Annotated in this window: 21 protein-coding genes and 1 tRNA gene; 9 read left to right on the top strand and 13 right to left on the bottom strand. The window is 72.0% G+C overall.

Annotated features, from left to right (window positions below):
* Positions 1 to 74: 74 nt before the first annotated feature.
* The 8 genes from prfA to argS all read right to left on the bottom strand — a co-directional run bounded on the left by prfA (position 75) and on the right by argS (position 10787).
* Positions 75 to 1136, bottom strand: coding sequence for a peptide chain release factor 1 (prfA, locus tag CFP66_RS13355; protein ID WP_094923522.1), 1062 nt, complete (start codon positions 1134 to 1136; stop codon positions 75 to 77).
* Between the two features lie 70 nt (positions 1137 to 1206).
* Entirely contained in the window at positions 1207 to 1425 is a 219-nt protein-coding gene (rpmE, locus tag CFP66_RS13360; protein WP_094923524.1) for a 50S ribosomal protein L31, read from the bottom strand.
* 130 nt (positions 1426 to 1555) lie between these two features.
* Complete coding sequence (rho, locus tag CFP66_RS13365; RefSeq protein ID WP_094923526.1) at positions 1556 to 3898, bottom strand: transcription termination factor Rho; 2343 nt, start codon at positions 3896 to 3898, stop codon at positions 1556 to 1558.
* Between the two features lie 318 nt (positions 3899 to 4216).
* Positions 4217 to 5119: a homoserine kinase gene (gene thrB, locus CFP66_RS13370; RefSeq protein ID WP_094923528.1), complete on the bottom strand. Its 903-nt coding sequence runs from the start codon at positions 5117 to 5119 to the stop codon at positions 4217 to 4219.
* 40 nt (positions 5120 to 5159) lie between these two features.
* Positions 5160 to 6236, bottom strand: coding sequence for a threonine synthase (gene thrC / locus CFP66_RS13375; RefSeq protein ID WP_094923530.1), 1077 nt, complete (start codon positions 6234 to 6236; stop codon positions 5160 to 5162).
* A complete protein-coding gene (locus CFP66_RS13380) occupies positions 6233 to 7558 on the bottom strand; it encodes a homoserine dehydrogenase (RefSeq protein ID WP_094923532.1) in 1326 nt (441 codons plus the stop codon). Before CFP66_RS13380 ends, thrC begins: the two co-directional genes overlap by 4 nt.
* Before the next feature lie 51 nt (positions 7559 to 7609).
* Positions 7610 to 9052, bottom strand: coding sequence for a diaminopimelate decarboxylase (lysA, locus tag CFP66_RS13385; protein WP_094923534.1), 1443 nt, complete (start codon positions 9050 to 9052; stop codon positions 7610 to 7612).
* An 85-nt stretch (positions 9053 to 9137) separates the two neighbouring features.
* The gene (argS, locus tag CFP66_RS13390; RefSeq protein WP_094923536.1) at positions 9138 to 10787 is read right to left on the bottom strand and encodes an arginine--tRNA ligase; all 1650 of its coding nucleotides are present in this window, start codon (positions 10785 to 10787) and stop codon (positions 9138 to 9140) included.
* A 118-nt stretch (positions 10788 to 10905) separates the two neighbouring features.
* Between argS and CFP66_RS13395 the strand changes: the two genes are divergently transcribed.
* The 3 genes from CFP66_RS13395 (at position 10906) to CFP66_RS13405 (ending at position 12493) form a co-directional block, all read left to right on the top strand.
* Complete coding sequence (locus CFP66_RS13395; RefSeq protein ID WP_094923538.1) at positions 10906 to 11679, top strand: DUF3105 domain-containing protein; 774 nt, start codon at positions 10906 to 10908, stop codon at positions 11677 to 11679.
* Entirely contained in the window at positions 11679 to 12386 is a 708-nt protein-coding gene (locus CFP66_RS13400; protein ID WP_094923540.1) for a DUF305 domain-containing protein, read from the top strand. Before CFP66_RS13395 ends, CFP66_RS13400 begins: the two co-directional genes overlap by 1 nt.
* Positions 12387 to 12421: 35 nt before the next feature.
* Positions 12422 to 12493 (top strand) — tRNA-Arg (locus tag CFP66_RS13405).
* Positions 12494 to 12615: 122 nt separating this feature from the next.
* Here CFP66_RS13405 and CFP66_RS13410 read toward each other — a convergent pair.
* A complete protein-coding gene (locus CFP66_RS13410) occupies positions 12616 to 12831 on the bottom strand; it encodes a hypothetical protein (RefSeq protein ID WP_198961425.1) in 216 nt (71 codons plus the stop codon).
* A gap of 119 nt (positions 12832 to 12950) precedes the next feature.
* Here CFP66_RS13410 and CFP66_RS13415 point away from each other — a divergent pair, with 119 nt between their 5' ends.
* From CFP66_RS13415 to CFP66_RS13430, 4 genes are all read left to right on the top strand, one after another.
* On the top strand, positions 12951 to 13352 hold the full coding sequence (locus CFP66_RS13415) for a nuclear transport factor 2 family protein (protein ID WP_094923543.1): 402 nt from the start codon (positions 12951 to 12953) through the stop codon (positions 13350 to 13352).
* Between the two features lie 345 nt (positions 13353 to 13697).
* Entirely contained in the window at positions 13698 to 14507 is an 810-nt protein-coding gene (locus CFP66_RS13420; RefSeq protein ID WP_094923545.1) for a sugar phosphate nucleotidyltransferase, read from the top strand.
* Positions 14504 to 16000: a lipopolysaccharide biosynthesis protein gene (locus CFP66_RS13425; RefSeq protein ID WP_143517247.1), complete on the top strand. Its 1497-nt coding sequence runs from the start codon at positions 14504 to 14506 to the stop codon at positions 15998 to 16000. Before CFP66_RS13420 ends, CFP66_RS13425 begins: the two co-directional genes overlap by 4 nt.
* On the top strand, positions 15997 to 17718 hold the full coding sequence (locus CFP66_RS13430) for a choline dehydrogenase (RefSeq protein ID WP_094923550.1): 1722 nt from the start codon (positions 15997 to 15999) through the stop codon (positions 17716 to 17718). The genes CFP66_RS13425 and CFP66_RS13430 overlap by 4 nt, the downstream gene beginning before the upstream one ends.
* On the opposite strand, the gene CFP66_RS13435 is transcribed toward CFP66_RS13430, so the two are convergent.
* The gene (locus CFP66_RS13435) at positions 17685 to 18509 is read right to left on the bottom strand and encodes an SDR family oxidoreductase (protein WP_198961426.1); all 825 of its coding nucleotides are present in this window, start codon (positions 18507 to 18509) and stop codon (positions 17685 to 17687) included. The genes CFP66_RS13430 and CFP66_RS13435 overlap by 34 nt on opposite strands.
* Positions 18416 to 19639, bottom strand: a complete 1224-nt coding sequence (locus CFP66_RS13440) for an MFS transporter (protein ID WP_143517248.1) — start codon at positions 19637 to 19639, stop codon at positions 18416 to 18418. Before CFP66_RS13440 ends, CFP66_RS13435 begins: the two co-directional genes overlap by 94 nt.
* 65 nt (positions 19640 to 19704) lie before the next feature.
* Between CFP66_RS13440 and CFP66_RS13445 the strand changes: the two genes are divergently transcribed.
* On the top strand, positions 19705 to 20058 hold the full coding sequence (locus CFP66_RS13445) for a MerR family transcriptional regulator (RefSeq protein WP_094923557.1): 354 nt from the start codon (positions 19705 to 19707) through the stop codon (positions 20056 to 20058).
* Between the two features lie 70 nt (positions 20059 to 20128).
* Here the strand turns inward: CFP66_RS13445 and CFP66_RS13450 are convergent, their stop codons facing one another.
* On the bottom strand, positions 20129 to 21538 hold the full coding sequence (locus CFP66_RS13450; RefSeq protein WP_233159389.1) for a sensor histidine kinase: 1410 nt from the start codon (positions 21536 to 21538) through the stop codon (positions 20129 to 20131).
* A gap of 505 nt (positions 21539 to 22043) precedes the next feature.
* Here CFP66_RS13450 and CFP66_RS13460 point away from each other — a divergent pair.
* Positions 22044 to 23426, top strand: coding sequence for a lipopolysaccharide biosynthesis protein (locus tag CFP66_RS13460; RefSeq protein ID WP_094923563.1), 1383 nt, complete (start codon positions 22044 to 22046; stop codon positions 23424 to 23426).
* 37 nt (positions 23427 to 23463) lie between these two features.
* Here CFP66_RS13460 and CFP66_RS13465 read toward each other — a convergent pair whose 3' ends face one another.
* Positions 23464 to 24861 (bottom strand): tryptophanase, encoded by a 1398-nt coding sequence (locus CFP66_RS13465; RefSeq protein ID WP_094923565.1) that lies wholly within the window; start codon positions 24859 to 24861, stop codon positions 23464 to 23466.
* Positions 24862 to 25045 lie beyond the last annotated feature (184 nt).

A 25045-nucleotide genomic window follows, 5' to 3' on the forward strand; every position in this document is an offset into this window, starting at 1 on the left:
GAGGTTCAGGAAAGCCACATTCATGTCCTGCAGGTTCATGAATGTGGCTTTCCTGAACCTCTGGGGCCACTTCATCAGCCGACCGCCTCCGCGCGATCTGCCGCCTGCAGGGCGTCCACGACACCCTGCAGGTCGCCGTCCAGGACCGTCGACAGGTTGTGGGCCTTGTAGCCCACGCGGTGGTCGGAGATCCGGTTCTCCGGGAAGTTGTAGGTGCGGATGCGCTCGGAGCGGTCGACCGTGCGGACCTGGGAGCGACGCTGGTCGGACGCCTTCGCGGCCGCCTCCTCCTCGGCGAGAGCCTGCAACCGGGAGCGCAGCACCTCCATCGCCCGCGCCCGGTTCTGCAACTGCGAGCGCTCGTTCTGGCAGCTCACCACGATGCCCGTGGGCAGGTGGGTGATCCGCACCGCGGAGTCGGTGGTGTTGACGCTCTGCCCGCCGTGACCCGACGAGCGGAAGACGTCCACGCGCAGGTCCTTCTCGTCGATCTCGACGTCGGCGTCCTCGCCGGTGTCGGGGTAGACGAGCACTCCGGCCGCGGAGGTGTGGATGCGCCCCTGCGACTCGGTGACGGGAACGCGCTGCACGCGGTGCACGCCGCCCTCGAACTTCAGCCCCGACCAGACGCCGTCGGCCACCGGCTCGCGCGAACGCACCACCAGCGTGAGGTCCTTGTAGCCGCCCAGGTCCGACGGCACCGCGTCGAGGACCTGCGTGCTCCAGCCGCGACGCTCGGCGTAACGCTGGTACATCCGCACCAGGTCGCCCGCGAACAGCGCCGACTCCTCGCCGCCCTCGCCGGACTTGACCTCCATGATGACGTCGTCGCCGTCGTGCGGATCCCGCGGCACCAGCAGCTCGGCGAGCCGCCGTTCCAAGGCCGGGATGCGCGCGGCGAGCTCGTCGGCCTCGGCAGCAAAGGACGCGTCCTCTGGCGCGAGCTCGCGGGCCGTGGCCTCGTCGGCGCGCGCCGCGGACAGCTCCCGCGCCACCGCGACGATCGGACCGATCTGCGAGTAGCGGCGACCGAGCTTGCGCGCGGTGGCGGCGTCGGTGTGCACGGCAGGGTCGGCGAGCCGCAGCTCCAGCTCGGCGTGCTCGGCGAGCACCGCTTCGACGGCCGGTGCCGTCATGCCTCCCCCTTTCCGCGGTCCAGACATGCGGACGGCGCCCACCAAGCTCTGGTGGGCGCCGTCGGTGCCGCTACTTCTTGCCGGCGCGCTTCCCGTAGCGGGCCTCGAAGCGGGCGACGCGGCCGCCGGAGTCGAGGATGCGCTGCTTGCCGGTGTAGAACGGGTGGCACGCCGAGCAGGTCTCGACGGTCATCTTCCCGCTGGTCTTGGTGCTGCGCGTGGTGAACGAGTTGCCGCAGCCGCAGACGACCTGGGTCTCGACGTACTCGGGGTGGATGCCTGAACGCACGGTGGTTCCTCTCGAAGTGGCGCCGGGTCCCCGCGGGACGGGGTGAACCGGAACCGGAGCGTGACAGCCCATTCAACCACCTGGGCCGCCCGCGGATTCCCGCGGGCGGCCCAGGTCGGCCGAGGCCGGGTCAGTCGTTGTCGGCGCCGGGGGTGTTCTTCGCGACCTGCATCAGGAACTCGATGTTGGTACGCGTCTTGCGGAGCTGGGTGAGCAGCAGGTCGATGGCCTGCTGGTCGTCCAGCGCGGCGAGCACCCGGCGGAGCTTCACCATGACGGCGTACTCGTCCGGCGACATGATCAGCTCTTCCTTGCGGGTGCCGGAGTCGCCCACGTCGATGGCGGGGAACACCCGCTTGTCGGCGATGCGGCGGTCCAGCTTCAGCTCGGCGTTGCCGGTGCCCTTGAACTCCTCGAAGATGACGGTGTCCATCGTGGACCCGGTCTCGACCAGCGCCGTGGCGAAGATCGTGAGCGAGCCGCCGTCCTCGATGTTGCGCGCCGCGCCGAGGAAACGCTTCGGCGGGTAGAGCGCCGTGGAGTCGACACCACCGGACAGGATGCGCCCGGACGCCGGCGCGGCCAGGTTGTAGGCCCGGCCGAGCCGCGTGATGTTGTCGAGCAGCACCACCACGTCGTGGCCCATCTCGACCAGGCGCTTCGCCCGCTCGATCGACAGCTCCGCGATCGTGGTGTGGTCCGACGGAGGCCGGTCGAAGGTGGAGGCGATGACCTCGCCCTTCACCGACCGCTGCATGTCGGTGACCTCCTCCGGCCGCTCGTCCACGAGGACGACCATGAGGTGGCATTCGGGGTTGTTGGTGGTGATCGCGTTGGCGATGTTCTGCATGATCGTGGTCTTGCCCGCCTTGGGCGGGGACACGATCAGCGCGCGCTGGCCCTTGCCGACCGGCATCACCAGGTCGATGACGCGGGTGGTCAGCTTGTGCGGCTCGGTCTCCAGGCGCAGCCGCTCATTGGGGTAGAGCGGGGTGAGCTTGGTGAACTCGGGCCGGTCCTTCGCGGCGTCCGGGTCCTGCCCGTTGACCGAGTCGACCCGGACCAGCGGGTTGAACTTCTGCCGCGACTGCTCGCCCTCGCGGGGCTCACGCACGGCGCCGGTGATCGCGTCGCCGCGACGCAGGCCGTACTTGCGGACCAGCGACAGCGAGACGTAGCAGTCGGTGGGCCCGGACAGGTAGCCGGTGGTGCGGACGAACGCGTAGTTGTCCAGGATGTCGACGATGCCGGCCACCGGCAGCAGCACGTCGTTGTCGCGCACCTCGGTGTCGACGTTGCCCTGGCCGCCGCCACCGGTGCTGCGGTCGCGGTCACGGCCCCGGCGACGGTCCCGGAAGCGGCGACCGCGCCGGCCCCGCCCGTCGCCGTCGTCGTCATCGTCGTCGGGACGGTTGTCGCGCGGCCCGCGCGAGTCGGGGCGGTTGTCGCCGCGGTTGTCCGGGCGGTCGCCGCGGTTGTCCGGGCGGTCGCCGCGGTTGTCGCCGCGGTTGTCCGGCCGGTCAGCCCGGCTGTCGCCACGGTTGTCCGGCCGGTCGCCACGACCGCCGCGAGCACCGTCGCGGTCACCACGACCGCCGTCGCGCTCGGCGCGGCCCTCGTCACGACGGCTGTCCTGACGCGACTCGCCGGCGTCACGGGTGCGGTCGCGCGGCCGCTCCTCCACCGGGGTGTCGGCGGGAGCCGGGGCCGCAGCCTGCTCGGGGGCCTGTCCCGACTGCTGCCCCGACTGCTGCTCGGCGCGGTTACGCCGGCTCTGCCGGGAGCGGCGGGTGGTGGGTGCGGGTGCCTCGGTCGCGGCGTCCGCCTGCGGGGCGGCAGCGGTGTCCGTGGCAGGAGCCTCCGTGGCAGGAGCCTCCGCAGCAGGGGCCTCCGGAGTGGCCTCCGCAGGCGCCTTGGCCTGCTCCGCCTTCCGGGGCGTGGCCTGCGCGGCAGGGGCGGAGCCGTTCACCGCGGGCGCCTCGGCCTGCGCGGCGGACTTCGCCGGCGCTCCCGCGGGCCGCGACGCGGCACGGCGGCGGCGCGTGGGCGCGGTGGCCGGCGGCGCCTCGGGGGCAGCGGTCTCGGCCGAGACGGTGCCGGTGGACGGCTCGGTGGCCGCAGGCTTCGTGTCGGCAGCGGGCTTCGTGTCCACAACAGGCTTCGCGTCCGCAGCAGGCTTCGCAGCCGGGGCCGAGCCGTTCACGGCGGGCGCCTCGGCGGCGCTCGGCGCGGCAGGCTCGGAGCCGTTCTCCGGCAGCGGGAGTTGGCCCGACGCCGCCTTCTTGCGGCTCGGCGACTCGCCCTGCTTCTCCTTGATGGCCGCGATCAGATCGCCCTTGCGCATCCCGGCGATGCCGGTGATGTTCAGCTCGCCGGCCAGCTGGCGGAGCTCCGCCAGCACCATGCCGGTGAGGCCTCCGCGCTTGCGCGGTGCGGGCGACGCCTCAGTGCTGACGAGATCGGTCTCGCTCACAGATGTCCTTCCTGACCGACCGGGCCTCGAGCCCTGATCAGCGGGATTCACACACTCGCCCGGACGGTGTGCCGGACGACATGTCGGTCAACGGGTCGCGGGATGAGCGGCCGCCCCGACAGGCAAGGGCGGCGATCATCGCGACGGTCACGGGAATTGGCCGCTCGGGTCGGAACCGGTCCTGGCGATGCTGATTGGCAGATTCCGGCTCGAGTGGCCACGCGGATGCCGCGTGGATCGCCGTTGCGATGCCGAGCGTAGACGTTCCCACCGCGCCCCGGCAACAACCCCCCGTGACCGGCGCGCCGGACGGGCGGATCAGCCGATCTCCACTCGCGCCCCGACGTTGTCGACCGGGAGCGGGAGGACGGTGAAGCCGTCGACCGCCAGGTCGGACGGGAGGGTGCCGTCGCCGGTCAGCGCCAGCACCGTGGGCCCGGCCCCGGAGATCGCGGCGGCGACGCCCTGCTCACGCAGCGCATCCACCAGGTCCGCGGACTGCGGGTACGCCGGCCGCCGGTAGCCCTGGTGCAGCCGGTCCTCGGTGGCCGGCAGCAACAGGTCGGGCCGCTGGGTGAAGGCCAGCACCGCGAGTGCGGTGCGGCTGCCCGTGAAGGCGGCGTCCACCAACGGGACCCGCTCGGGCAGGAGCCCTCGGGTGGTGCTGGTGAGCGATTCGGTTCCCGCGACGAGCGCCACCGGGCGGATGCCCGGATGCGCGTCGAGCCGTACAGCGTGGAACCTCTCCGCCGTATTCCCAGGGGTTTCCCAGGCCAGCACGAACCCGCCGAGCAGGCTGGCCGCCGCGTTGTCGGCGTGGCCCTCCATCCCGGCCGCAACCTGCAGGACGGTGTCGCGTTCGAGCTCGGCGTCGCGCCCGGCGAGCACGACGGCCGCCACCGCGCCCGCCACCGCGGCCGCTGCCGAACTGCCGAGCCCGCGCGAGTGCGGGATCGCGTTGCGGCAGCGCAGCCGCAGACCGGAAGGCGCGTCACCGACGATGTTCCAGGCCGTGCGCATGGCCTTGACGACGAGGTGACCTTCGTCGCACGGCACGCGGCCGGCGCCCTCACCCCCGACGTCGACGGCGAGGCCGTCCGCGGCCACGGACACCTCGATCTCGTCGTAGAGCCCGAGCGCGAGCCCGAGGGCGTCGAAGCCGGGGCCGAGGTTCGCCGACGAGGCCGGCACCCGCACCCGGACCTCGGAAGGCCGCCCCATCAGCAGCCCGCCTTCGGCGGCCGTGAGTGGATACGAGTGCTCATGCGAGTTCCAGCGCTGCGGCGACGGCGCTCGGGTCGATCGGCACCACTGTGGGCTCGGGCGCGGCGAGCAGCGCGGTGTCCGGGTCCTTCAGGCCGTGGCCGGTGACGGTGCACACGACGAGCGACCCGCGCGGCAGCGTGCCGTCGGCCACCGACTGCAGCAGCCCTGCGACGCTGGCCGCGGAGGCGGGCTCGACGAACACGCCCTCCCGCGCGGACAGCAACCGGTAGGCCGCGAGGATCTCGTCGTCGGTGACGGCGGCGAACCGCCCGTGCGACTCGTCGCGCGCCGTGACGGCGGGCCCCCAGGATGCGGGCGCCCCGATCCGGATGGCCGTGGCGATCGTCTCCGGCGCCACCACGGGCTCGCCGTGCACCAGCGGGGCCGCCCCGGCGGCCTGGAACCCGAACATGCGCGGCGCCGCGTCGATCAGCCCGTCCGCGAGGTACGCGCGGTAGCCCGCCCAGTACGCGGTGATGTTGCCGGCGTTGCCCACGGGCAGGCAGTGCACGTCGGGGGCGCGGCCGAGCTCGTCGCAGATCTCGTACGCCGCGCTCGCCTGGCCTGCGATCCGCGTGGGGTTCACGGAGTTGACGAGCGCGGCCACCGGGAAGTCGGCCGTCGTCTTGCGGGCCAGTTCGAGGCAGTCGTCGAAGTTGCCGTCGATCTGCAGGATCCGCGCGCCGTGCGCCACGGCCTGCGCCAGCTTCCCGAGCGCGATCTTGCCCTGCGGCACGAGGACCGCGCAGGTCAGGCCCGCGCGCGTGGCGTAGGCGGCGGCCGACGCAGAGGTGTTGCCGGTGGACGCGCAGAGCACGCCCTGCTTGCCGTTGGCGAGCGCATCGGTGACCGCCACCGTCATCCCGCGGTCCTTGAACGAGCCCGTGGGGTTGGCGCCGTCGACCTTGAGGAACACCTCGCAGCCGGTCTCCGCGGACAGGTGCGGCGCCGGCAGCAGCGGGGTGCCGCCCTCGCCGAGGGAGACGATCTTCCAACCCGGTTGCACCGGCATCCGGTCCCGGTAGGCCTCGATCACACCCGGCCAGCGGGTGAGCCCCTGTGTGGTCGTCATCCCGCCACTCCCTTCCGGCCCAGGTCCTCGACCCGCAGCACGCTGTGGACGCCGTGGACGACGTCGAGTCCGGCGAGCACGTCCACCGTGGCGGCCAGGGCGGCCTCCGGGGCCGCGTGGGTGACGACCACGAGCCGCGCCGCCTCGGTGCCGTTGCCGTCGCCGGACTGGCGCGCCGCGGCGATGCTGACGCCGTGCCGGGCGAACTCGCCGGTGATCGTGGAGAGCACGCCCGCGCGGTCGGCCACCTCGAGGCTCACGTGGTAACGCGTGGGCAGCGTGCCGATCGGGCGGACGGGCAGGCCCGCGTACGCCGACTCCCGCGGCCCGCGCCCGCCCAACACCCGGTTGCGGGCCACCGCCACGAGGTCGCCGAGCACCGCGCTCGCCGTGGGGGCGCCGCCCGCACCCTGCCCGTAGAACATCAGCTGGCCCGCGGCCTCCGCCTCGACGAACACGGCGTTGAACGCGCCGTCCACGGACGCGAGCGGGTGCGTGGCCGGGATCATCGCGGGGTACACGCGCGCCGAGACGGACTCGGGGGTGGTGGAGTCCGCAGGCGTGCGCTCGCAGATCGCCAGCAGCTTGATCACACAGCCCATGCCGGTGGCGGCCGCGATGTCGGCGGCCGTGACCGTGCGGATGCCCTCGCAGTGCACGTCGACGGAGGCGACGCGGGTGTGGAACGCCAGCGACGCGAGGATCGCCGCCTTCGACGCGGCGTCGTAGCCGTCGACGTCGGCGCTCGGGTCGGCCTCGGCGTAGCCCAGCCGCGTGGCCTCCTCGAGCGCGTCGGCGTAGCTCGCCCCCGACGCGGTCATCGCGGAGAGGATGAAGTTCGTGGTGCCGTTGACGATCCCCGCGACGCGCGTGATGCGGTCACCCGCGAGGGACTCCCGAAGCGGGCGCAGCAGCGGGATCGCCCCGGCGACGGACGCCTCGTAGTAGAGGTCCGCACCGGAGGCGTCGGCGGCCTCGGCGAGCGCGGGACCGTCCTCGGCGAGCAGCGCCTTGTTCGCCGTGACGACGGACTTGCCGGCCTTCAGCGCCTCCAGCAGCAGCGTGCGCGCCGGTTCGATGCCGCCGATCACCTCGACCACGACGTCGACGTCCTCGCGCGTGACGAGGCCGGTGGCATCGGTGGTGATCAGGTCCTCGAGCTCGGGATGCTTGTGCGGGCGGCGGACGGCGACACCGACCAGCTCGACCGGAGCGCCCGCGCGTGCGGTGAGCTCGTCGGCCTGCTCGCGCAGCAGCCGCACCACCTCGCCGCCGACGGTGCCGCAGCCCAGCATGGCGACGCGGACGGGTTTCACAGCCACCCCCCGATCATCGCCGGTACCGGCAACCGCTGGGCGCCCGGGTGGGAGTCCTCACGCGTCCACCTCGAGCCGGAACTGGTCCTCGGGCGTCTCGCGGCGCAGCAGCAGCCGCGCCCGCCCGTCGCGCACGGCCACGACCGCGGGCCGCGGCAGGCGGTTGTAGGAGCTGGCCATCGAGTAGCAGTAGGCGCCGGTGGCCGCCACCGCGAGCAGGTCACCGGGCGCCACGTCGGCGGGCAGCCAGCAGTCGCGCACCACGATGTCGCCGCTCTCGCAGTGCTTGCCGACCACCCGCGACAGCGCCGCGTCACCGGTGCCGTCACGCTGCGAGGAGCGCGAGACGAGCCGACAGTCGTACACCGCGTCGTAGAGCGCGGTGCGGATGTTGTCGCTCATCCCGCCGTCCACGCTGACGTAGCGCCGCGCCGACGTCCCACCCAGCGGCACGTCCTTGAGGGTGCCGACGGTGTAGAGCGTGATCCCGGCGGGCCCGGCGATCGCCCGGCCGGGCTCGACCGCGAGGTGCGGCACGTCCAGGTCCGCGCCGTGGCACTCCCGCTTGACGATCCCGCGCAGCTCCTCGGCCAGCTCGGGGACGTCCACCGGGGACTCCTGCGCCCGGTAGGCGATCCCGAACCCGCCGCCGAGGTCGAGGGTGGTGAGCGCGGCCAGCGCGTCGCCGCCGTGCTCCTTGTGCAGCTGTGCGAGGAACCGCACGACGCGGTGCGCGGCCACCTCGAAGCCCTCGGTGTCGAAGATCTGGCTGCCGATGTGGCTGTGCAGGCCGTCGAGCACGAGCCCGTCGGCCGCGAGGACGCGCCGCACGGCCTCGGCCGCCGCGCTCGCCTCCCCGCCCGCGATGGAGAAGCCGAACTTCTGGTCCTCGTGGGCGGTGGCGATGAACTCGTGCGTGTGAGCCTCGACGCCGACGGTCAGGCGCACCATCACCGGCACCGTCACGCCGCGCTCGCGGGCGACGGCGTCCAGGCGGGCGATCTCGTGGAACGAGTCGAGGACCACCCGGCCCACGCCCGCCTCGACGGCCGCAACGAGCTCCTCGGTGGACTTGTTGTTGCCGTGCAGCGCGATCCGCTCGGCCGGGAACCCGGCGCGCAGCGCCACGGCGAGCTCGCCGCCGCTCGCGACGTCCAGGCTCAGGCCCTCCTCGGCCACCCAGCGGGCCACCTCGACGGACAGGAAAGCCTTCGCCGCGTAGTGCACCGCGGACGCGCCGAACGCGGCCGCGAACTCGGCGGCCCGGGAGCGGAAGTCACCCTCGTCGATCACGAACAGCGGGGTGCCGTAGCGCTCGGCGAGCTCCCGGACGTCGACGCCGGCGACCTCCACCGCGCCCCCCTCGGAGCGGGCGGCGTGGCGCGGCCACACGGCGGGAGCGAGCTCGTCGAGCCCGGCGGCGTCGGTGGGCCGCAGGCCCGCGGTCTCCGGCGGGACCGAGATGCCGGCATGCAGCGGGCCGGCGGGGTGGGCGTTCATGACTCTGCCTCTTGATCGACATTTCGGCGCGTTCCCGGGCGGATCCGACACGTTTTCGCGCCGAACCGCTGATCATGGCCTGCGTTCACATCCGCTCCGGTGCCGAGACCCCGAGCAGCCCGAGCCCGTTGGCGAACACCTGGCGCGCGGCGACGCACAGCGCCAGCCGGGCCCGGTGCAGGTCGCCGATCTCCTCGTCGCCCATCGGCAGCACCCGGCACGAGTCGTAGAACTTGTGGTAGGCGCTGGCCAGCTGCTCCAGGTACCGGGCCACGCGGTGGGGCTCGCGCAGCTCGGCCGCCGTGGCCACCACGCCCGGGAACTCCCCGATCGTACGGATCAGATCGCCCTCGCGCGGGTGCTCGAGCAGGCCGAAGGACTCCCCCGGCTCGAGGCCGAGGTCGGCGGCGTTGCGGGCGAGCGAGGCCAGCCGGGCGTGGGCGTACTGGACGTAGAAGACGGGGTTGTCGTTCGAGCGCTTGACCAGCAGGTCGAGGTCGATGTCCAGCGGCGAGTCGACCGACGAGCGCACCAGCGAGTAGCGGGCCGCGTCCACGCCGACGGCCTCGACCAGGTCGTCCATCGTGACGGTGTTGCCCGCGCGCTTGCTCATCCGCACCGGCTTGCCGTCCTTGACCAGGTTGACCAGCTGTCCGATCAGCACCTCGACGACGGCCGGGTCGTCGCCGAACGCGGCGGCGGAGGCCTTGAGCCGGCCGATGTAGCCGTGGTGGTCCGCCCCGAGCATGTAGATGCACAGGTCGAAGCCGCGCGAGCGCTTGTCGAGCAGGTAGGCGAGGTCGCCCGCGATGTAGGCCGGGTTGCCGTCGCTCTTGATGACCGGCCGGTCCTTGTCGTCGCCGTACTCCGAGGAGCGCAGCCACCAGGCGCCCTCGGAGAAGTAGAGGCCACCCGAGTCCTTCAGCCGCTGCACGGCCGCGGCGACCGCGCCCGACTCGTGCAACGACTGCTCGTGGAAGAACACGTCGAAGTCGGTGCCGAACTCGTGCAGCGTGCGCTTGATGCTGTCGAACATGTGCCCGACCCCGATGCGCCGGAACACCTCGTCGCGCTCGGCGTCGGGCCGGTCGAGCACGTCCGGCTCGGCCTGCACGACCTGCTGGGCCACCTCGCCGATGTAGGCGCCGGCGTACCCGTTCTCCGGAGTGGGCCTGCCCTGTGCCGCCGCCACCAGCGACGCGACGAACCGGTCGATCTGCGAGCCCGCGTCGTTGAAGTAGTACTCGCGGGTGACCTTCGCCCCGCGTGTGCTCAGCACCCGGCCCAGCGCGTCGCCCACCGCGGCCCACCGCGTGGCCCCCATGTGCAGGGGTCCCGTCGGGTTGGCCGAGACGAACTCGAGGTTGACGTCGCGGCCGGCGTACTCGTCGCCGCTGCCGTAACCCGCCCCGGCGGAGAGCACCTCGCCGACGACCGCGCCCTGCGCGTCGGCGGCCAGGCGCAGGTTGATGAACCCCGGCCCCGCGACCTCCGCGCTCGCGATGCCCGTCCGCCCGGCCAGCTCCTCGACGAGCCAGCCCGCCAGGTCCCGCGGCACGACCCCGGCCTTCTTGGCCGTGCGCATGGCCACGTTGGTGGCGTAGTCGCCGTGCTCCGGGTTGCGCGGGCGCTCCACCGTGACGTCGGCGGGCAGCGCCGCGAGGTCCAGGCCGCGTCGCGTCAGCACGTCGGACGCAGCGGCACGGACCAGTTCGGCGAGCAGGGCAGGGGTCACCGCTCAAGGATAGGAGGTGCTGCTCACCGGTTTCTCAGGTGGCGCTCCTAGACTGCGGGCTCGCAAGGGCTGTCCGGGTGACGGCCGCGCATCCCGATTCCGAGCGTCTGGACGTTTCATGGTCAGCGGCAAGACGAGCAAGCGGTCCCGCAGCTCCAAGACGAAGGTGGTCCAGCAGAAGGCCACGCCGTGGGGTCTCATCGCCGCGGTCGTCGTGGTGGCGCTCTTCGCCGGCGCCGTCTTCGGCTACGCGTTCATGCGCAACGAGGAGTCCCAGGCGCAGGCCGACGCGGTGGCGCCCTACACGCCGAGCGCGGAGAACCAGGACCCGTCCACGCAGATCGCCGGCGTCGAGGTCCTCCCGTTCCAGGGCGGGGTGCACGTCGACGGGGCCACTCAGGTGTCCTACACCCACTTCCCGCCGATGGGCGGCGCCCACGACTACGCATGGGCCGCGTGCAACGGCGTCGTCTACCCGGAGCCGGTGCGCAACGAGAACATGGTCCACGCCCTCGAGCACGGCACCGTCTGGATCGCCTACAACCCGGACCAGGTCAACGGGCCCGCGCTCGACACCCTGCGCAGCAAGGTGGAGGGCCAGCCGTACTCGATGTTGTCGCCCTACCCCGGGCTCGACCGCCCGATCTCGCTCCAGTCCTGGGGCCACCAGCTGAAGCTCGACGACGCGAACGACCCGCGGATCGACCAGTTCATCACCGCGCTGCGGCTCAACCAGTACCAGCACCCCGAGCCGGGAGCCAGCTGCAACGAGGCCAACGGCTTCTCCCAGGACAGCCCGCCCGCGTTCGCTCCCCCGCCCGCCCCGGGCACGCCCGGCGCGTACCCCGAGACAGTGCAGGCGCAGGCGCCCGCCCCCGCTCCGGGGTCATGATGGGAGGGGTGAGCACGCCCACGGCACCCCCTGCCACGCCGACCGGCCCCACGCCGCCGGAAGCCGGCTGGATCCGTCCGGCGCTCGTCGTCGTCGCCGCCGTGGGCCTCCTGCTGCTCGGTGCGGCCGGCGGGCTGCTCCTAGGCATGCCCGGTTCCTCCGGACCCGTCGTGCCGGAGCGCGGCTCCGTGGACGTCGGCTTCGCACAGGACATGACCGTGCACCACCAGCAGGCCGTGACGATGGCCTCCTGGGAGCGCGACCACACCACCGACCCGGTGCTGCACCAGCTCGCCTCCGACATCGAGGCCACGCAGGAGGCCCAGATCGGGCGCATGCAGGGCTGGCTCGAGCTGTGGGGCGCCGCGTCGTTGCCCACCGGCGAGCACATGGCGTGGATGACCGAGCCCGGCCACGGCCATGTGGCCGCGAGTGCGGGCGGCGTCGCCACCATGCCGGGGATGGCGAGCGACGAGGAGCTCGCCGCCCTGCGCGCTGCCACCGGCCCCGAGCTCGACGTCCTGTTCCTGCAGCTCATGCTGCGTCACCACCAGGGCGGGGCGAGCATGCTCACCTACGCCGCCGAGCGCGCCGCCGTGCCGCAGGTCCGCAACCTCGCCGAGCAGATGCACCGCTCGCAGTCGGTGGAGACCGACTACCTGCGCCAACTCCTGGCCGAGCGCGGCGGGCAGCCCCTGCCGCTGTAGATCCGGGCGTGCGCTAGGGTTGTGGCATCGCTACGGCCCCCGTAGCTCAGGGGATAGAGCACCGCCCTCCGGAGGCGGGAGCGCAGGTTCGAATCCTGCCGGGGGCACCCTCATCGTGACCACGAGAAACGGCCCCTCACCTGGGAAGACAGCGTGAGGGGCCGCTCTTGTCGTGTCTGGGCGTCCCGGCCCTGACCGACTGTGCGCGTCCACCTAGCCCACGTTGCGGCTACGCCCTCCCCAGGTACCCGAGCGCCTGCTCGACGCGGCGCCGGGCGATCGCGTCCTGCCCGTCCTCGCACTTGGTGCGGGCCTCGAGCAACGCCTTCACCGAGTGCCCGGCCCACTCGGCGACCTGCGGGCTCGGCAACCCCCCGTTGAGCCGCGTGGAGACGCACGCGTGCCGGAGCGTGCAGGGCGGCGCACCGAGCGGGACGGCGAGCACATCCGGGCGTTCCTATTCGGGTGGACCAGGCTCACATCCGAGCGCGTGAGCCCGGGTGCAGACTGACGACGCGCGTGCACGTGCGAGCCCGTGCCAGACCGACGACGAAGGGAAGAAACATGACGATCGACCGAAACAAGGCGTCCGTCAGAAGGCTGGTCGAAGGTCTGGGAACGGACGGTAGCCCCGACGCCTTCGACCTTCTTCACGACGATGCAGTGTGGACCGTCATGACCGACGCTGCCACTTTCCCGGTCTCCGGCGACATGTCGAAGCCCGCGTTCATCGAACACATGAAGAAGTTTCACGACTCGCTTCCCAGCGGCATACACATGTCGGTGACCAGCGTGATCGCCGATGAAGCCCATGCGTCGGTGGAGGCGACTTCGCACGCGCTCCTCGCCAACGGGAAGAGCCTCGACCAGGTATATCACTTCGCATTCGAACTGGCGGACGGCAAGATCGTGGCAGCACGCGAATACATCGATACGGCCCGCGCCCTCTCCGCGTTCTCTGGATGAGCGGCCCGTTGACGACTCGAGACCGCCTCCCACCCCGGAACCGAGGCATCCTCGCGGCGGGCTCATGATCGCGAGTTTCGGTTGACTTTGGCTGCCCGACAGCCATAGCAACCGAACCCGCGGACCATGCGCCCCGCCGGAGCGCTGGACGCACCGAACAGCGCCCTCTCGGTGCCGGTTGCAGCGCCCGAGGTGGCGGGCAGATCCACTCGTGCACGGTGGGCAACCCCGTGCGATCCGGGACGTCTACTCTCACGGACGCAATAGCTATTGCGCCTACGGAGAGTGACGGAGGATGTACGTGTCGGACGAGCGTGAGCCCGCTCGACGGGCCGGAGTCACATCGTGAAGGTCGTGCTGTTCTGCGGCGGCTACGGCACGCGGACGCGCGACGGCGCCTCCGAGCTGCCCAAACCGATGCAGCAGATCGGGCCACGACCGTTGATCTGGCACGTCATGCGCTACTACGCCCACTTCGGTCACACCGACTTCGTGCTGTGCCTGGGCCACGGGGCGCACCACGTCAAGGACTACTTCCTGAGCTACTCCGAGACCGCGTCGAACGACTTCGTGCTGCGCGGCCGGGACGTGCAGTTGCTGGGCCGCGACATCTCGGAGTGGACGATCACTTTCGTCCACACCGGGTCGGACTCCCCGATCGGGGAGCGGCTGCGGCAGGTGCGCCCACACGTGCAGGGCGAGGAGATGTTCCTCGCCAACTACGCCGACGTGCTGACCGATCTCCCGCTGGACCGCATGGTGGAGCGGTTCCGGCAGTCGGACGCCGTGGCGGGGCTGCTCGCGGTGGCGCCGCAGGCGGCCTTCCACTGCGTGGACGTGCGCGACGACGGTCTCGTGGAGAGCATCACGGCACTGCAGGAGATGCCGCTGTGGGAGAACGGCGGCTACTTCGTGCTGCGCCCCGAGATCTTCGACCACCTGCCTCCGGGCGGCGATCTGGTCATGGACGCCTGCCGGTCGCTGGCGGAGCGGCGCCGCTTGCTCGCGCACCGCCACCGGGGGTTCTGGCAGCCTGCCGACACGGTCAAGGAACGGCACGCGCTGGAGGCGGCCTACCACGCCGGGAACCGGCCGTGGATGGTGTGGGAGTCCGCGTGCGGCGAACCCGTTCCCGCCCCGGGGCAGCGCGCATGACGTCCGCGGTCGGCGGATCGGCCGACGGTTCCTGGCACCCGCGCCCGGGTCCTCCGGCCGTCCGGACGCAGGCCGCCGTTCCCGGGGAGCAGCGCGGCCTCTCAGCACGCACCGAGCACGAGCTCTGCGCCCTCGTGACCGAGCCGCTGACCGTGGTGCTGCCCCCCGTCCGGCGCCGCGGCGAGCAGCCGCTGTCCGCAGCGCCCTGCTCCTCGGCGGCACAGCGTCGCGCCGGGCTGGGCGAGGGACTGGCGCTCTCGATCAGCTCCGGGCTCGGCGCACTGGCAGGGCTGGCGAGCTGGCTGATCGCGGCACGCCTGCTCCCGCAAGCCGAGTTCGGGCTCGCCGCCGCCGTGGTCTCGGCGTTCATGCTGGTCGGCGGCATCGCCCAGGTGAACCTCGGCCTGGCCCTGATGCGTTGGCTGCCCGTCGCGGGCCGGCACGTCGGCACTCTCGTGTGGCGCAGCCTGCTGCTGATCATGCCGCTGGCGGGCGTCGCAGGCCTCGCGTACGTGGTGGTGGTTCCGACCTTGGCCCGTACCGCGGCCGGACCGGACGGACCGATCGTCATCGGCGCGGTGGTGTTCGCCGCGGCCGCGGCCGCGTGGGGCGTCTTCGTCGTGCACGACTACGTGCTGGTCGCCATCGGCAAGCCGTGGTGGAGCGTGTGGCGCAACGGCTTGTTCGCCGCAGTTCGCATCGCCCTGCTCGTCGTCCTGGGCTCCGCCCTGGGCGCGCAGGGCGTGGTGCTCTCCTGGGCCGGCCCGCTCGTCGTGTGGATCGCGGCCGGCTCACTGGTGCTCCTGGTGGCGGTGCGTCGCTGCGCCGCCCGCGCCACCGGCGGCACCGTACCGAGCAGGTCCGAGGTGGTGGGTTTCCTCGGGCCGACCTGGCTCGCCCAGATCGGCAACACCCTCCTGCTCAACCAGGTGCCCCTACTGGTCATCCTCCGGTTCGGCCCCGAACCGGGCGCGGCCTTCTTCGTCGCCTGGCAGGCCACGGTCGTGGTGGAGACCGCGGCCACCTACTTCACCCACTCGCTGTCCGCCACGTGGGCGCGGGCGCCGGAACGGGCCGCCGAGCTCACGTCCTCCTCCCGCCGCCAGATGCTCATGATCTTCCTGCCGCTGCTCGGGCTCGCAGCGCTCCTGGCCGGACCAGGGTTGACGATCTTCGGGCCCGGCTACGCGGCGACCGCCGAGGTGCTGCGGCTGCTCCTGCTCGGCCAGGCGTTCCGCCTGCTGGTGGTGCACGAGCTCGGAGTGCGCACGGCCGCCGGCCGAGGGGTGGCCTACGCGCGGCTGCACCTGGCCAGCACGGTGCTGGTGCTACTGGCTGTCTTCCTGGTGCCGGTGCCGGCGGGCGGTGGCTCGGGCACCGCCCTGTTGCCGGTCGCGTGGGGCTACGTGGCGGTCCAACTGCTCTGCGCGGTGCACGTGGTGCTCGTTCGCACGCTGGGGAAGAAACGGATGACACGGGGGGACCGGACGTGACGGAGTACGACGTCATCATCGTGGGGGGCGGATCGGCGGGCTGTGTGCTGGCCAACCGCCTCAGCGCTGACCCGCGCACCACGGTGCTGCTGCTCGAGGCGGGCCGGCCGGACTACTGGTGGGACCTCGCCGTGCACCTGCCGATCGCGATGGGTTTCCCCGTCGGCAGCCGGACGCACGACTGGCGCTTCGAGACCGAACCGGAGCCGCGCATGCACGACCGGCGCATGCGGCAACCGCGCGGCCGGGTGCTCGGCGGCTCCAGCAGCATCAACGGGATGGTCTACCAGCGGGGGAACCCCGCCGACTACGACGGCTGGGCCCAGCGCCCCGGGCTGCACGAGTGGGATGCGGCGCATTGCCTGCCCTACTACCGGCGGTTGGAGAACGTGCGCGATGAGCCCGGCGGCACCACCCGCGGCCGCCACGGACCACAGACCCTGGAGCGCAGCCCGGCGCGGGGGCCGCTGTTCGATGCCTTCTTCGCCGCCGCCCGCCAAGCCGGCCACCCGGTCGTCGGCGACATCAACGACACCGAGCAGGAGGGCTTCGCCCGGCTGGACCAGGCGGTGCGCCGCGGGCGCCGCGAGTCGGCGGCCGGGGCGTACCTGCGCCCCGTCCGGCACCGCCCCAACCTCGAGATCCGCTGCCAGGCGGCGGTCACCGGCCTGATGTTCTCCGGGACCCGCGCCGTCGGCGTGCGCTACCGGACCAGGCCCGGTGCGACCGTTCAGGCCCGCGCCGGTGAGGTCGTCCTGTGCGGCGGCGCCATCAGCACCCCGCAACTCCTGCAGTCCTCGGGCATCGGGAACGCTCGCCACCTCGAATCGCTCGGCGTTCCCGTCGTGCACGACCTGCCCGGCGTCGGGCAGAACCTGCAGGACCACCTCGCCGTCCACATGCAGCACGAGTCCCGGCTGCCGGTCTCGGACGTCGGGGTGAAGGACAAGAAGCGCTGGCCGCGCATCGTCGCCCAGTCGTTGCTGAGCGGCAGCGGCCCCGGTGCCCACAACCCGATGCAGGCCGTGGGCTTCCTGCGCAGCTCCGAGGCCGCCCCCTACCCCGACCTCATGATGATGTTCGCGCCGATCGCGATGCACAGCGAGGAGACGTCGCTGGGGCCCCGTGACCACGGCTATCAGCTGCACGTGGGGGTGATGCGCTCCGACGCGCGCGGCTCGGTCATGATCACGAGCCGCGATCCCCAGCGCTACCCGGCCATCCGTGTGAACTACCTGGGCGGCAGCCAGGACCACCGGCTGTGGCCGATCGCCCTGCAGAAGGCCCGGGACCTGCTCGCCCAGCCTGCGTTCGAACCCTATGACGGCGGCGAGGTTCTACCCGGACCCGCCGTGGCCGGTGACGAGCAGGTGCTCGACTGGGTGCGCCGCAGCGCCCAAACCGGCCTGCACCCGGTGGGCACCGCCGCCATGGGTCTCGACGACGAGTCCGTGGTCGACCCGCGCACCATGCGCGTGCACGGCACGCAGGGTCTACGCGTCGTCGACGCGTCGGTGATGCCGGTGCTGCCCAACGCCAACACGTACGGGCCCACCGTGATGATCGCCGAACGGGCCGCCGACCTCCTCCTGGGCAACACCCCGCTGCCCCCGCGGCCCTGGGGCTCGGCCTCCGTCGCACGCTCGGACCGTCCCGGCCGTGGGCTGAGTCGTCGTCCTGCCGATCAGGACAAGCCGCCCGAGGCGCCGATGGTCTGACCGGTGACCCAACGCGACTCGGCCGAGGCGAGGAACGCGACGACCTCGGCGACGTCCTCGGGGGTACCGATCCGACCGAGCGGGGTCATCTGGATGATCGAAGAAGCGTTCTCCCGGATCTCCGGGCGCAGTCCGTCGGTGTCGGTCAGCCCCGGGAGCACCGCGTTCACCGTCACCGCTCGCGAACCGAGCTCGCGGGCGAGCGAGAAGGTCATCTGTTCGACGGCCGCCTTGGTGGCTGCGTAGACCCCGATGAACGGCATCGAGACGCGGGTGTTACCCGTCGAGATGTTGATGATCCGGCCGTTGTCGGACACCGCGTCGGCCGCGTGCTGCATGACCAGGAACGACCCCTTGAAGTTGACGGCGACGACGTTGTCGAAGTCGGATTCGGCCGTCGTGGCGATCGGCGCGACGAGGTTGATGCCGACGTTGTTGACGACGATGTCGAGCCCACCGAGGGTCTCGGCGGTTTCGGCAAAGAGCCGGTGGACGTCTGCTGAGCTGCCGAGGTCGGCCTGAACGGCGATCGCCGTGCCGCCGGCGGCGGTGATCGCCTCGACGGTGCCGTCGGCCGCTTTTCGGTTCTCGTGGTAGTTGACGACGACCTCGGCGCCGCGGGTGGCCAGGAGTCGTGCGATGGCACTCCCGATTCCGCGGGAGCCCGCGGTGACGAGCGCCTTCTTACCCTTGAGATTCATCTCTTCCTCCCGGTCGAAAGCTGGGATGCATTGTCTGAATCGGCGCGAAGCACGATTGCCGTGAAGACGACTCCGGCCAACGTGACGCACGCACCCACCGGCCCGGTCCACGTCACTCCCGCCACGGCGACGACGACGCCGCCGATGCCGGCGCCGATCATGTTGGCGACGTTGAAGGCCGCCACGTTGGTGGCCGCGGCCAACGTGGGCGCGTCCGAGGCCAGTGCGAGGATCCGCACCTGGAGGCCGGGGATGAGGGCGAACGCCGCGGCTCCCAGCAGGAACACGTCGACCACGGTGGCGCCCAGGCCGTTCTGCGCGGCGACCGGGAGTACGGCCAAGGTGAGCGTCATGAGGACCATCGCCGTCAGCAGCGTGGGCCTCAAGTATTCGGCGGAGGTTCGGCTCGCGACGAGGTTCCCGACGACACCGCCTCCGCCGAAGGCCGCGACCGCGATGGTGACGGCGGTCGACCCTCCATCGAAATGTTGCACGAGCGGCGCAAGATAGGTGAACGCGGTGAACACCGCGCCGTATCCGAGCACGGTCATGGCGAGTGTGGCCAGGACGGCGGGTCGGATCAGCGTTCGCGCTTGCCTCGCCACCGATGGGGCGGGAGGCCGCGGGGTGCCGGGCAGCGTGGCGGCGAGTACCGCTGTTCCGATGGCTGCGACGAGGAGGATGAGCCAGAAGGTCCACCGCCAGGACAGGTGCGTGGCGACCTGGGTGCCCAGCGGGACACCGATCACGGTGGCGAGGGTCAGTCCCGACGTGACCATCCCGACCGCCCACGTCGTCCGTTCCGGGGGCACCGAGGAGACCGCGACGACCAGGCCGGTGGCGAACACGACGCCGTGCACCAGTCCGGCTCCGACGCGGCCGAGAACCATCACCGCGAAGTCGGTGGCCACCGCGCAGGTCAGGATCGCGGCGCAGAAGATCACCATACAGCCGAGGAGCGTGCGCCTCGGCGAGATGCGAACGGTCACCGCGGTCAGCAGCGGCCCCGCGACCACCACTGTGGCCGCGTAGACCGTCACCAGTTGCCCCGTTGCGACGACGCCGCTTCCCAGGCCCGTGGAGACTTCGGGCAGCATCCCCGCCACCGCGAACTCGGCGGTGCCGATGGCGAACACACACATCGCCAGACCCAGCAGGACCCACCGGATGCTCCCCGCAGCCGGCGGATTCGCCGGTGTTGGATCGATTTCGGTCGTCACGAGCGGGACGCTAAAGTCTGACACCGGTGTCAAGGTAAAGATCACGTGTCGAGGAGCACAGCCACATGCGGATCGGCGAACTCGCGGAACGAACCGGTGCCAGCCCACGGTCGTTGCGGCATTACGAGAAGACCGGCCTCCTGTCTGCCACCCGTTCCACCGGCAACTACCGGGAGTTCGACGACTCCGCGGTCGACACCGTGAGGATCGTGCAGACGCTGCTCCGGGCCGGCATGAACACCGCCACCATCGGCCAGGTGCTGCCCTGCGTTGCACTCGTCGGTGGCCGCGCAACACCGTGTGCCGGGCTGCGTGCCGAACTCCACAGCGAACGCGCCAGGCTCCTGGCCCAGCAGCGCGCCATCGAACGCTCCGTCCTCGTGCTCGACGGCGTGATCGCCTCGGCGCCGTCGGAGTAGCGCATCCGCCCTGATGGCGGCGCGCGCGGCGTCACGGTGAAGCCACTCGCTGACGCCGGCCCAGCCGTGGTCAGTCCGCCGGACGGTGGCGTGACCGCGCCCCGGCGCGGATCCGCACCCAGAACACCGTCTCGCCCGGGCGGGAGTCGACGCCGATCCGGCCGCCGTGCCGGTCGACCACGATGCGGCGAGCCGTGTCGAGGCCGAGCCCGGTGCCCTTGCCGACGTCCTTGGTCGTGTAGAAGGCCTCGAACGCGCGGTGCGCTACCTCCGGCGACATCCCCGGCCCGGTGTCACCGATCTCGACCACGACGTCGCCGCCGTCGCACCGAACGTCGATCCGGAGCGTGCCGGCGCCGTCCATCGCGTCCAGGGCGTTGTCGATGATGTTCGTCCACACCTGGTTGAGCTCGCCCGCGTACGCCTCGACCCGCGGGACGCCCGTGCCGTACCGGCGCACGACCTCGACACCCGGCCCGAGCTTGTGGCCGAGCATCATGAGGGTGCTCTCGAGGCCGTCCTGCAGGTCGACCCGTTGCAGGGACGCGCGGTCCATCTGGGAGTAGGACTTGACCGCGGCGACGAGCTCGGACACGCGTCGGGTCGAGTCCTGCACCTCTGCGAGCAGGGTCGCCACGGAGAGCGTGCTCGCGACCCACTCGAGCCCCGGTTCCAGGATCGGCGGCGCGAGCACCGCGGTGGCCCGCTCGCACCAGGCGAGGTCGACCCCTGCGGCCGCGAGCGCCGGCGCGATCATCCAGTCGCGATCCACGTCGTGTTCGACGAGCCACGACGACAGGGCGTCCTCGTGGTCCGCCATGGCCAGCGGGCCGAGAGGCCGCACCGAGGGCTCGATCTCCCTGCGCAGGGCGTCCAGCGCGGCGAACTGCGCTCCCGACACCCCACCCTCGACGAGCCGCGCGACCGACGAGACCAGCGCGGCGCACGCGTCCTCCAGGGCGGTCGACGCACGGATCGCGGCGGCCGCAGGGTTGTTGATCTCGTGAGCGAATCCGGCGGCGAGCGTTCCGAGGGTGGCGAGGCCGGCGTTCTGCCGCGCGGTCGACTCGATCGCGCGCGCGGTGCCGTAGAGACCCTCCACGAGGTGGGCGCCGAACGGGAACCACGCGCTGGTCCGGTCGCGCAGCACGGCGGCCGGCACCCGCAGCAGCCACCCGTCGAACGCTCCCCGCCCGGTGGCGAGGTAGACGCCGTGCTGGTCCCATGCGCGGAACCCCCCGGCCCACCGGCCCGGCACGTCCATCCTCCCGACGACGGCGGCCTCCCGCCCCGCCTGGCGGAGGAGGTCGACGGCGCCCTCCACGAGCACCCACCAGAAGTCGGCGTGCTGCCCCTCGCGGAACAGCTCGACGCCGGGGGTGATGCGCACCTCGTCACCCGCGGCGGCGAGCTCCTCGAGCTGGGCATCGGTCAGGCCGTCGAAGAGCGTGAGGGCACGGAGGGCGTCGAACCGCCTCACGTCAACGACACCACGGGCTGCGTCCGAAACAGCATCCATCGGGCACGTCCTCTCCGGGAGGCACACCCTACTGAGACGCAGCAGGTCGAACCAGGTCCGAGGATCAGTTCGTCCGCGCAGCCGGCTCGGCGGGGGACGAGGGATGTCCCGGGCGCGCACGGTGGGCAACCCCGGACGCCGTCGGTGCGTCTACCCTGCGACGCGCAACGGCTATTGCGATCGCAGCGAGAGGATGTCCGTGCCGGACGACGCCCGCTTCGGCCACACCGACTCAGCGCTGCGTCGGGCCCACGCGGCGCACCACACGGAACGACTTCGTGCTCCGGGGCCGGGACGCGCGCCTTCCGGGCCGCGGCATCCCGGACCGCACGATCACGTCCGCCCGCACCGCCCCGGGCTCCCCGATCGGGGGGTGGCTGCGGCCGGTGCGCATCCGGGCGCCCCGGCCGGCCGGCCGGCCGCTGGTTCCCGGCGCCTGCATCCGGCGGACCCGCCCACTGTCCGGATGCCGGTCCCCGTCCCCGGCGAGCAGCGCGCTCCCTCGCCGCGCACCGGGCACGAGATCGGCGTGCTCGTGACCGAGCCGCTCACCGTGGTCCTGCCGCCCGCCGGGCCCGGTGGCGAGCGCCGCGCCGGGCTGGGCGAGGGACTGGCGCTCTCGATCAGCAGCGGGCTCGGCGCGCTCGCGGGGCTCGTCAGCTGGCTCATCGCCGCACGCCTGCTGCCGCAAGCCGAGTTCGGGCTCGCCGCCGCCGTGGTCTCCGCGTTCATGCTCGTCGGCGGCATCGCCCAGGTGAACCTCGGCCTGGCCCTGCTGCGGTGGCTGCCCGTCGCGGGCCGGCACGTCGGCACGCTGGTGTGGCGGAGCCTGCTGATGATCATGCCGCTGGCGGGCGTCGCAGGCCTCGGCTATGTGCTGGCGGCTCCCGCGCTGGCCCGCACCGCGGCAGGTCCGGACGGTTCACTCCTGGTCGGCGCGGTGGTGTTCGCCGTGGCAGCCGCCGCATGGGGCGCGTTCGTCGTGCACGACTACGTGCTGGTCGCGATCGGGCGGCCGTGGTGGAGCGTGTGGCGCAACGGCCTGTTCGCCGTGGTCCGCATCGCACTCCTCATCGTCCTGGGGACCGCCCTGGGCGCCCAGGGCGTGGTGCTCTCCTGGGCCGGCCCGCTCGTCGTGTGGATCGCGGCGGGCTCGCTGGTCCTGCTGGTGACAGTGCGGCGCTGCGCCACGCGGAGCACCGGCGGCACCGTACCGACCAGATCCGAGGTGATGGGCTTCCTCGGACCCACCTGGCTCGCCCAGATCGGCAACACCCTCCTGCTCAACCAGGTGCCCCTGCTCGTCATCCTCCGGTTCGGCCCCGAACCGGGCGCGGCCTTCTTCGTCGCCTGGCAGGCAACCGTCGTCGTGGAGACCGCGGCCACCTACTTCACCCACTCGCTGTCCGCCACCTGCGCTCGAGCCCCGGAACGCACCGCCGAGCTCACGTCCTCCTCCCGCCGCCAGATGCTCATGATCTTCCTGCCGCTGCTCGCTCTCGGAGCCCTGCTCGCGGGCCCGGGGTTGTCGATCTTCGGGCCCGGCTACGCGGCGACCGCCGAGGTGCTGCGGCTGCTCCTGCTCGGCCAGGCGTTCCGCCTGCTGGTGGTGCACGAGCTCGGAGTGCGCACCGCCACCGGCAGGGGCGTCGCCTACGCCCGGCTGCACCTGACCGGAACCGTGCTGGTGCTGCTGGCCGTCTTCCTGGTGCCGGCCGGCGCGGGCGCGGGCGCGGCCCTGCTGCCGGTCGCGTGGGGCTACGTCGCCGTCCAGGTGCTCTGCGCGGTGCACGTGGTGCTCGTCCGCGCGCTCGGGAGGAGGCGGCGGGCACGACGGGACCGGGCGTGACCAGGGATGTCCCGTGCGCCCGCGCCGCGCATCGTTCTCAGCCGGCGGTGGACGCGCGCGCATCGGCGACGGGGGGCGCGTTGTCCCGCGGAATCGGCTCCAGCACCGCGGTGAAGTGACGCAACGCAGGTGAGGCTCCCACGATCCGGTAACCCGTCAGGTCGTCGGCCAGCCGGCCCACATTGATAGCGGACTCCGCCACGAACTCCAGGTGGGAGCGCGTGTAGACCCGACGCGGGAGCGCCAGCCGCACGAGCTCGTGCGGTGCCTTGCCGCCGCCAGAACCGAGCAACAGGGTGCCGAACTCCACGGCTCGGATGCCGCCCTCCAGATACAGCGCGCAGGACCAGGCGTGACCGGGGAACTGGTGCGCGGGGATGTGCGGGAGGATCTCCCCGGCCCGGACGTACACCGCGTGGCAGCCGGCCGGCTGCACCACCGGCACCCCGGCCTTGTGCAAGGTCTCGGCGAACCAGCGCGCGGTGTCGGCGCGGTCGGCCAGGTACCGGGGGTCGATCACCTCGGTCAGGCCCTGGGCCAGCGCGTCCAGATCGCGACCGGCGAGACCGCCGTAGGTGGAGAACCCCTCGTTCAGGATCACTTCCTGGCGGAACCGTCCTGCGAGGGCGGCGTTCTCCCGCACTCCGATGACGCCGCCGATGTTGGCCAGCCCGTCCTTCTTGAGGCTGGCCCAGAAGATGTCGGCCAGGTCGAACGTGGCCCGGGCGACCTCGATCGGCTCCCGGAACCCGTGCCCCTGCTCCCGCTGCAGGACCAGCCAGGAGTTCTCCGCGAATCGGGACGCATCCAGCAGGAACGGAAGGCCGTGCTCGTTGCACACCGTCCGGACGCGGCGCAGGTTCTCGAGCGAGACCGGCTGGCCACCCCCACCATTGTTGGTGATGGTCATGACCACGGCTTTGACCCGGTGACCGTCGGGCCCGGTGAGCAGCCCCGTCAAGGCTTGGAGATCGATGTTCCCCTTGAAGGGATAGTCGGAATCCAGGTCGGCCGCCTCCGGACACGGCAGGTCGATGGCCGCGCTCCCGGTCACTTCCACATGGGCCCTGGTCGTGTCGAAGTGAGTGTTGGACACCACGATGTCACCAGGGCCCAGCAAGGTGGAGAACACCACCCGCTCCGCCGCCCGGCCCTGGTGGACAGGCATGATCTCGTCGAACCCGGAGAGGTCCCGCAACACGGATTCGAATCGCTCGTACGACGGGGAGCAGGCGTACGCCTCGTCGCCGGTCATCATCGCAGCCCATTGAGCTGCCGACATCGATCCGGTGCCGGAGTCGGTCAGCAGATCGATGGTGACCTGCGATGCCGGGACCCGGAATAGGTTGTACCCGGCCTTGGTCAGCGCACGTTCGCGCTCGACTTCCGAAGGAAAGGGAATCGGCTCGACGGCTTTGATCCGGTACGGCTCCACAAGACACACTCCTGGAAAAGAACGATGCTGCAGGCGATCTCGAGGACGATCCGCCCAGACCCCGTCACCCTATCGGTGAAGATCGAGAACCGGGACTGTGACATGCGCCCCATTTTGAACGTTACGTAGCGTCTTCAATACCTTTTCCACGCACGGGTCGACACGCCGGGTGGCGAACGAAATC

Origin of the sequence: Pseudonocardia sp. MH-G8, assembly GCF_002262885.1 — a bacterium.
GTDB lineage: Bacteria > Actinomycetota > Actinomycetes > Mycobacteriales > Pseudonocardiaceae > Pseudonocardia.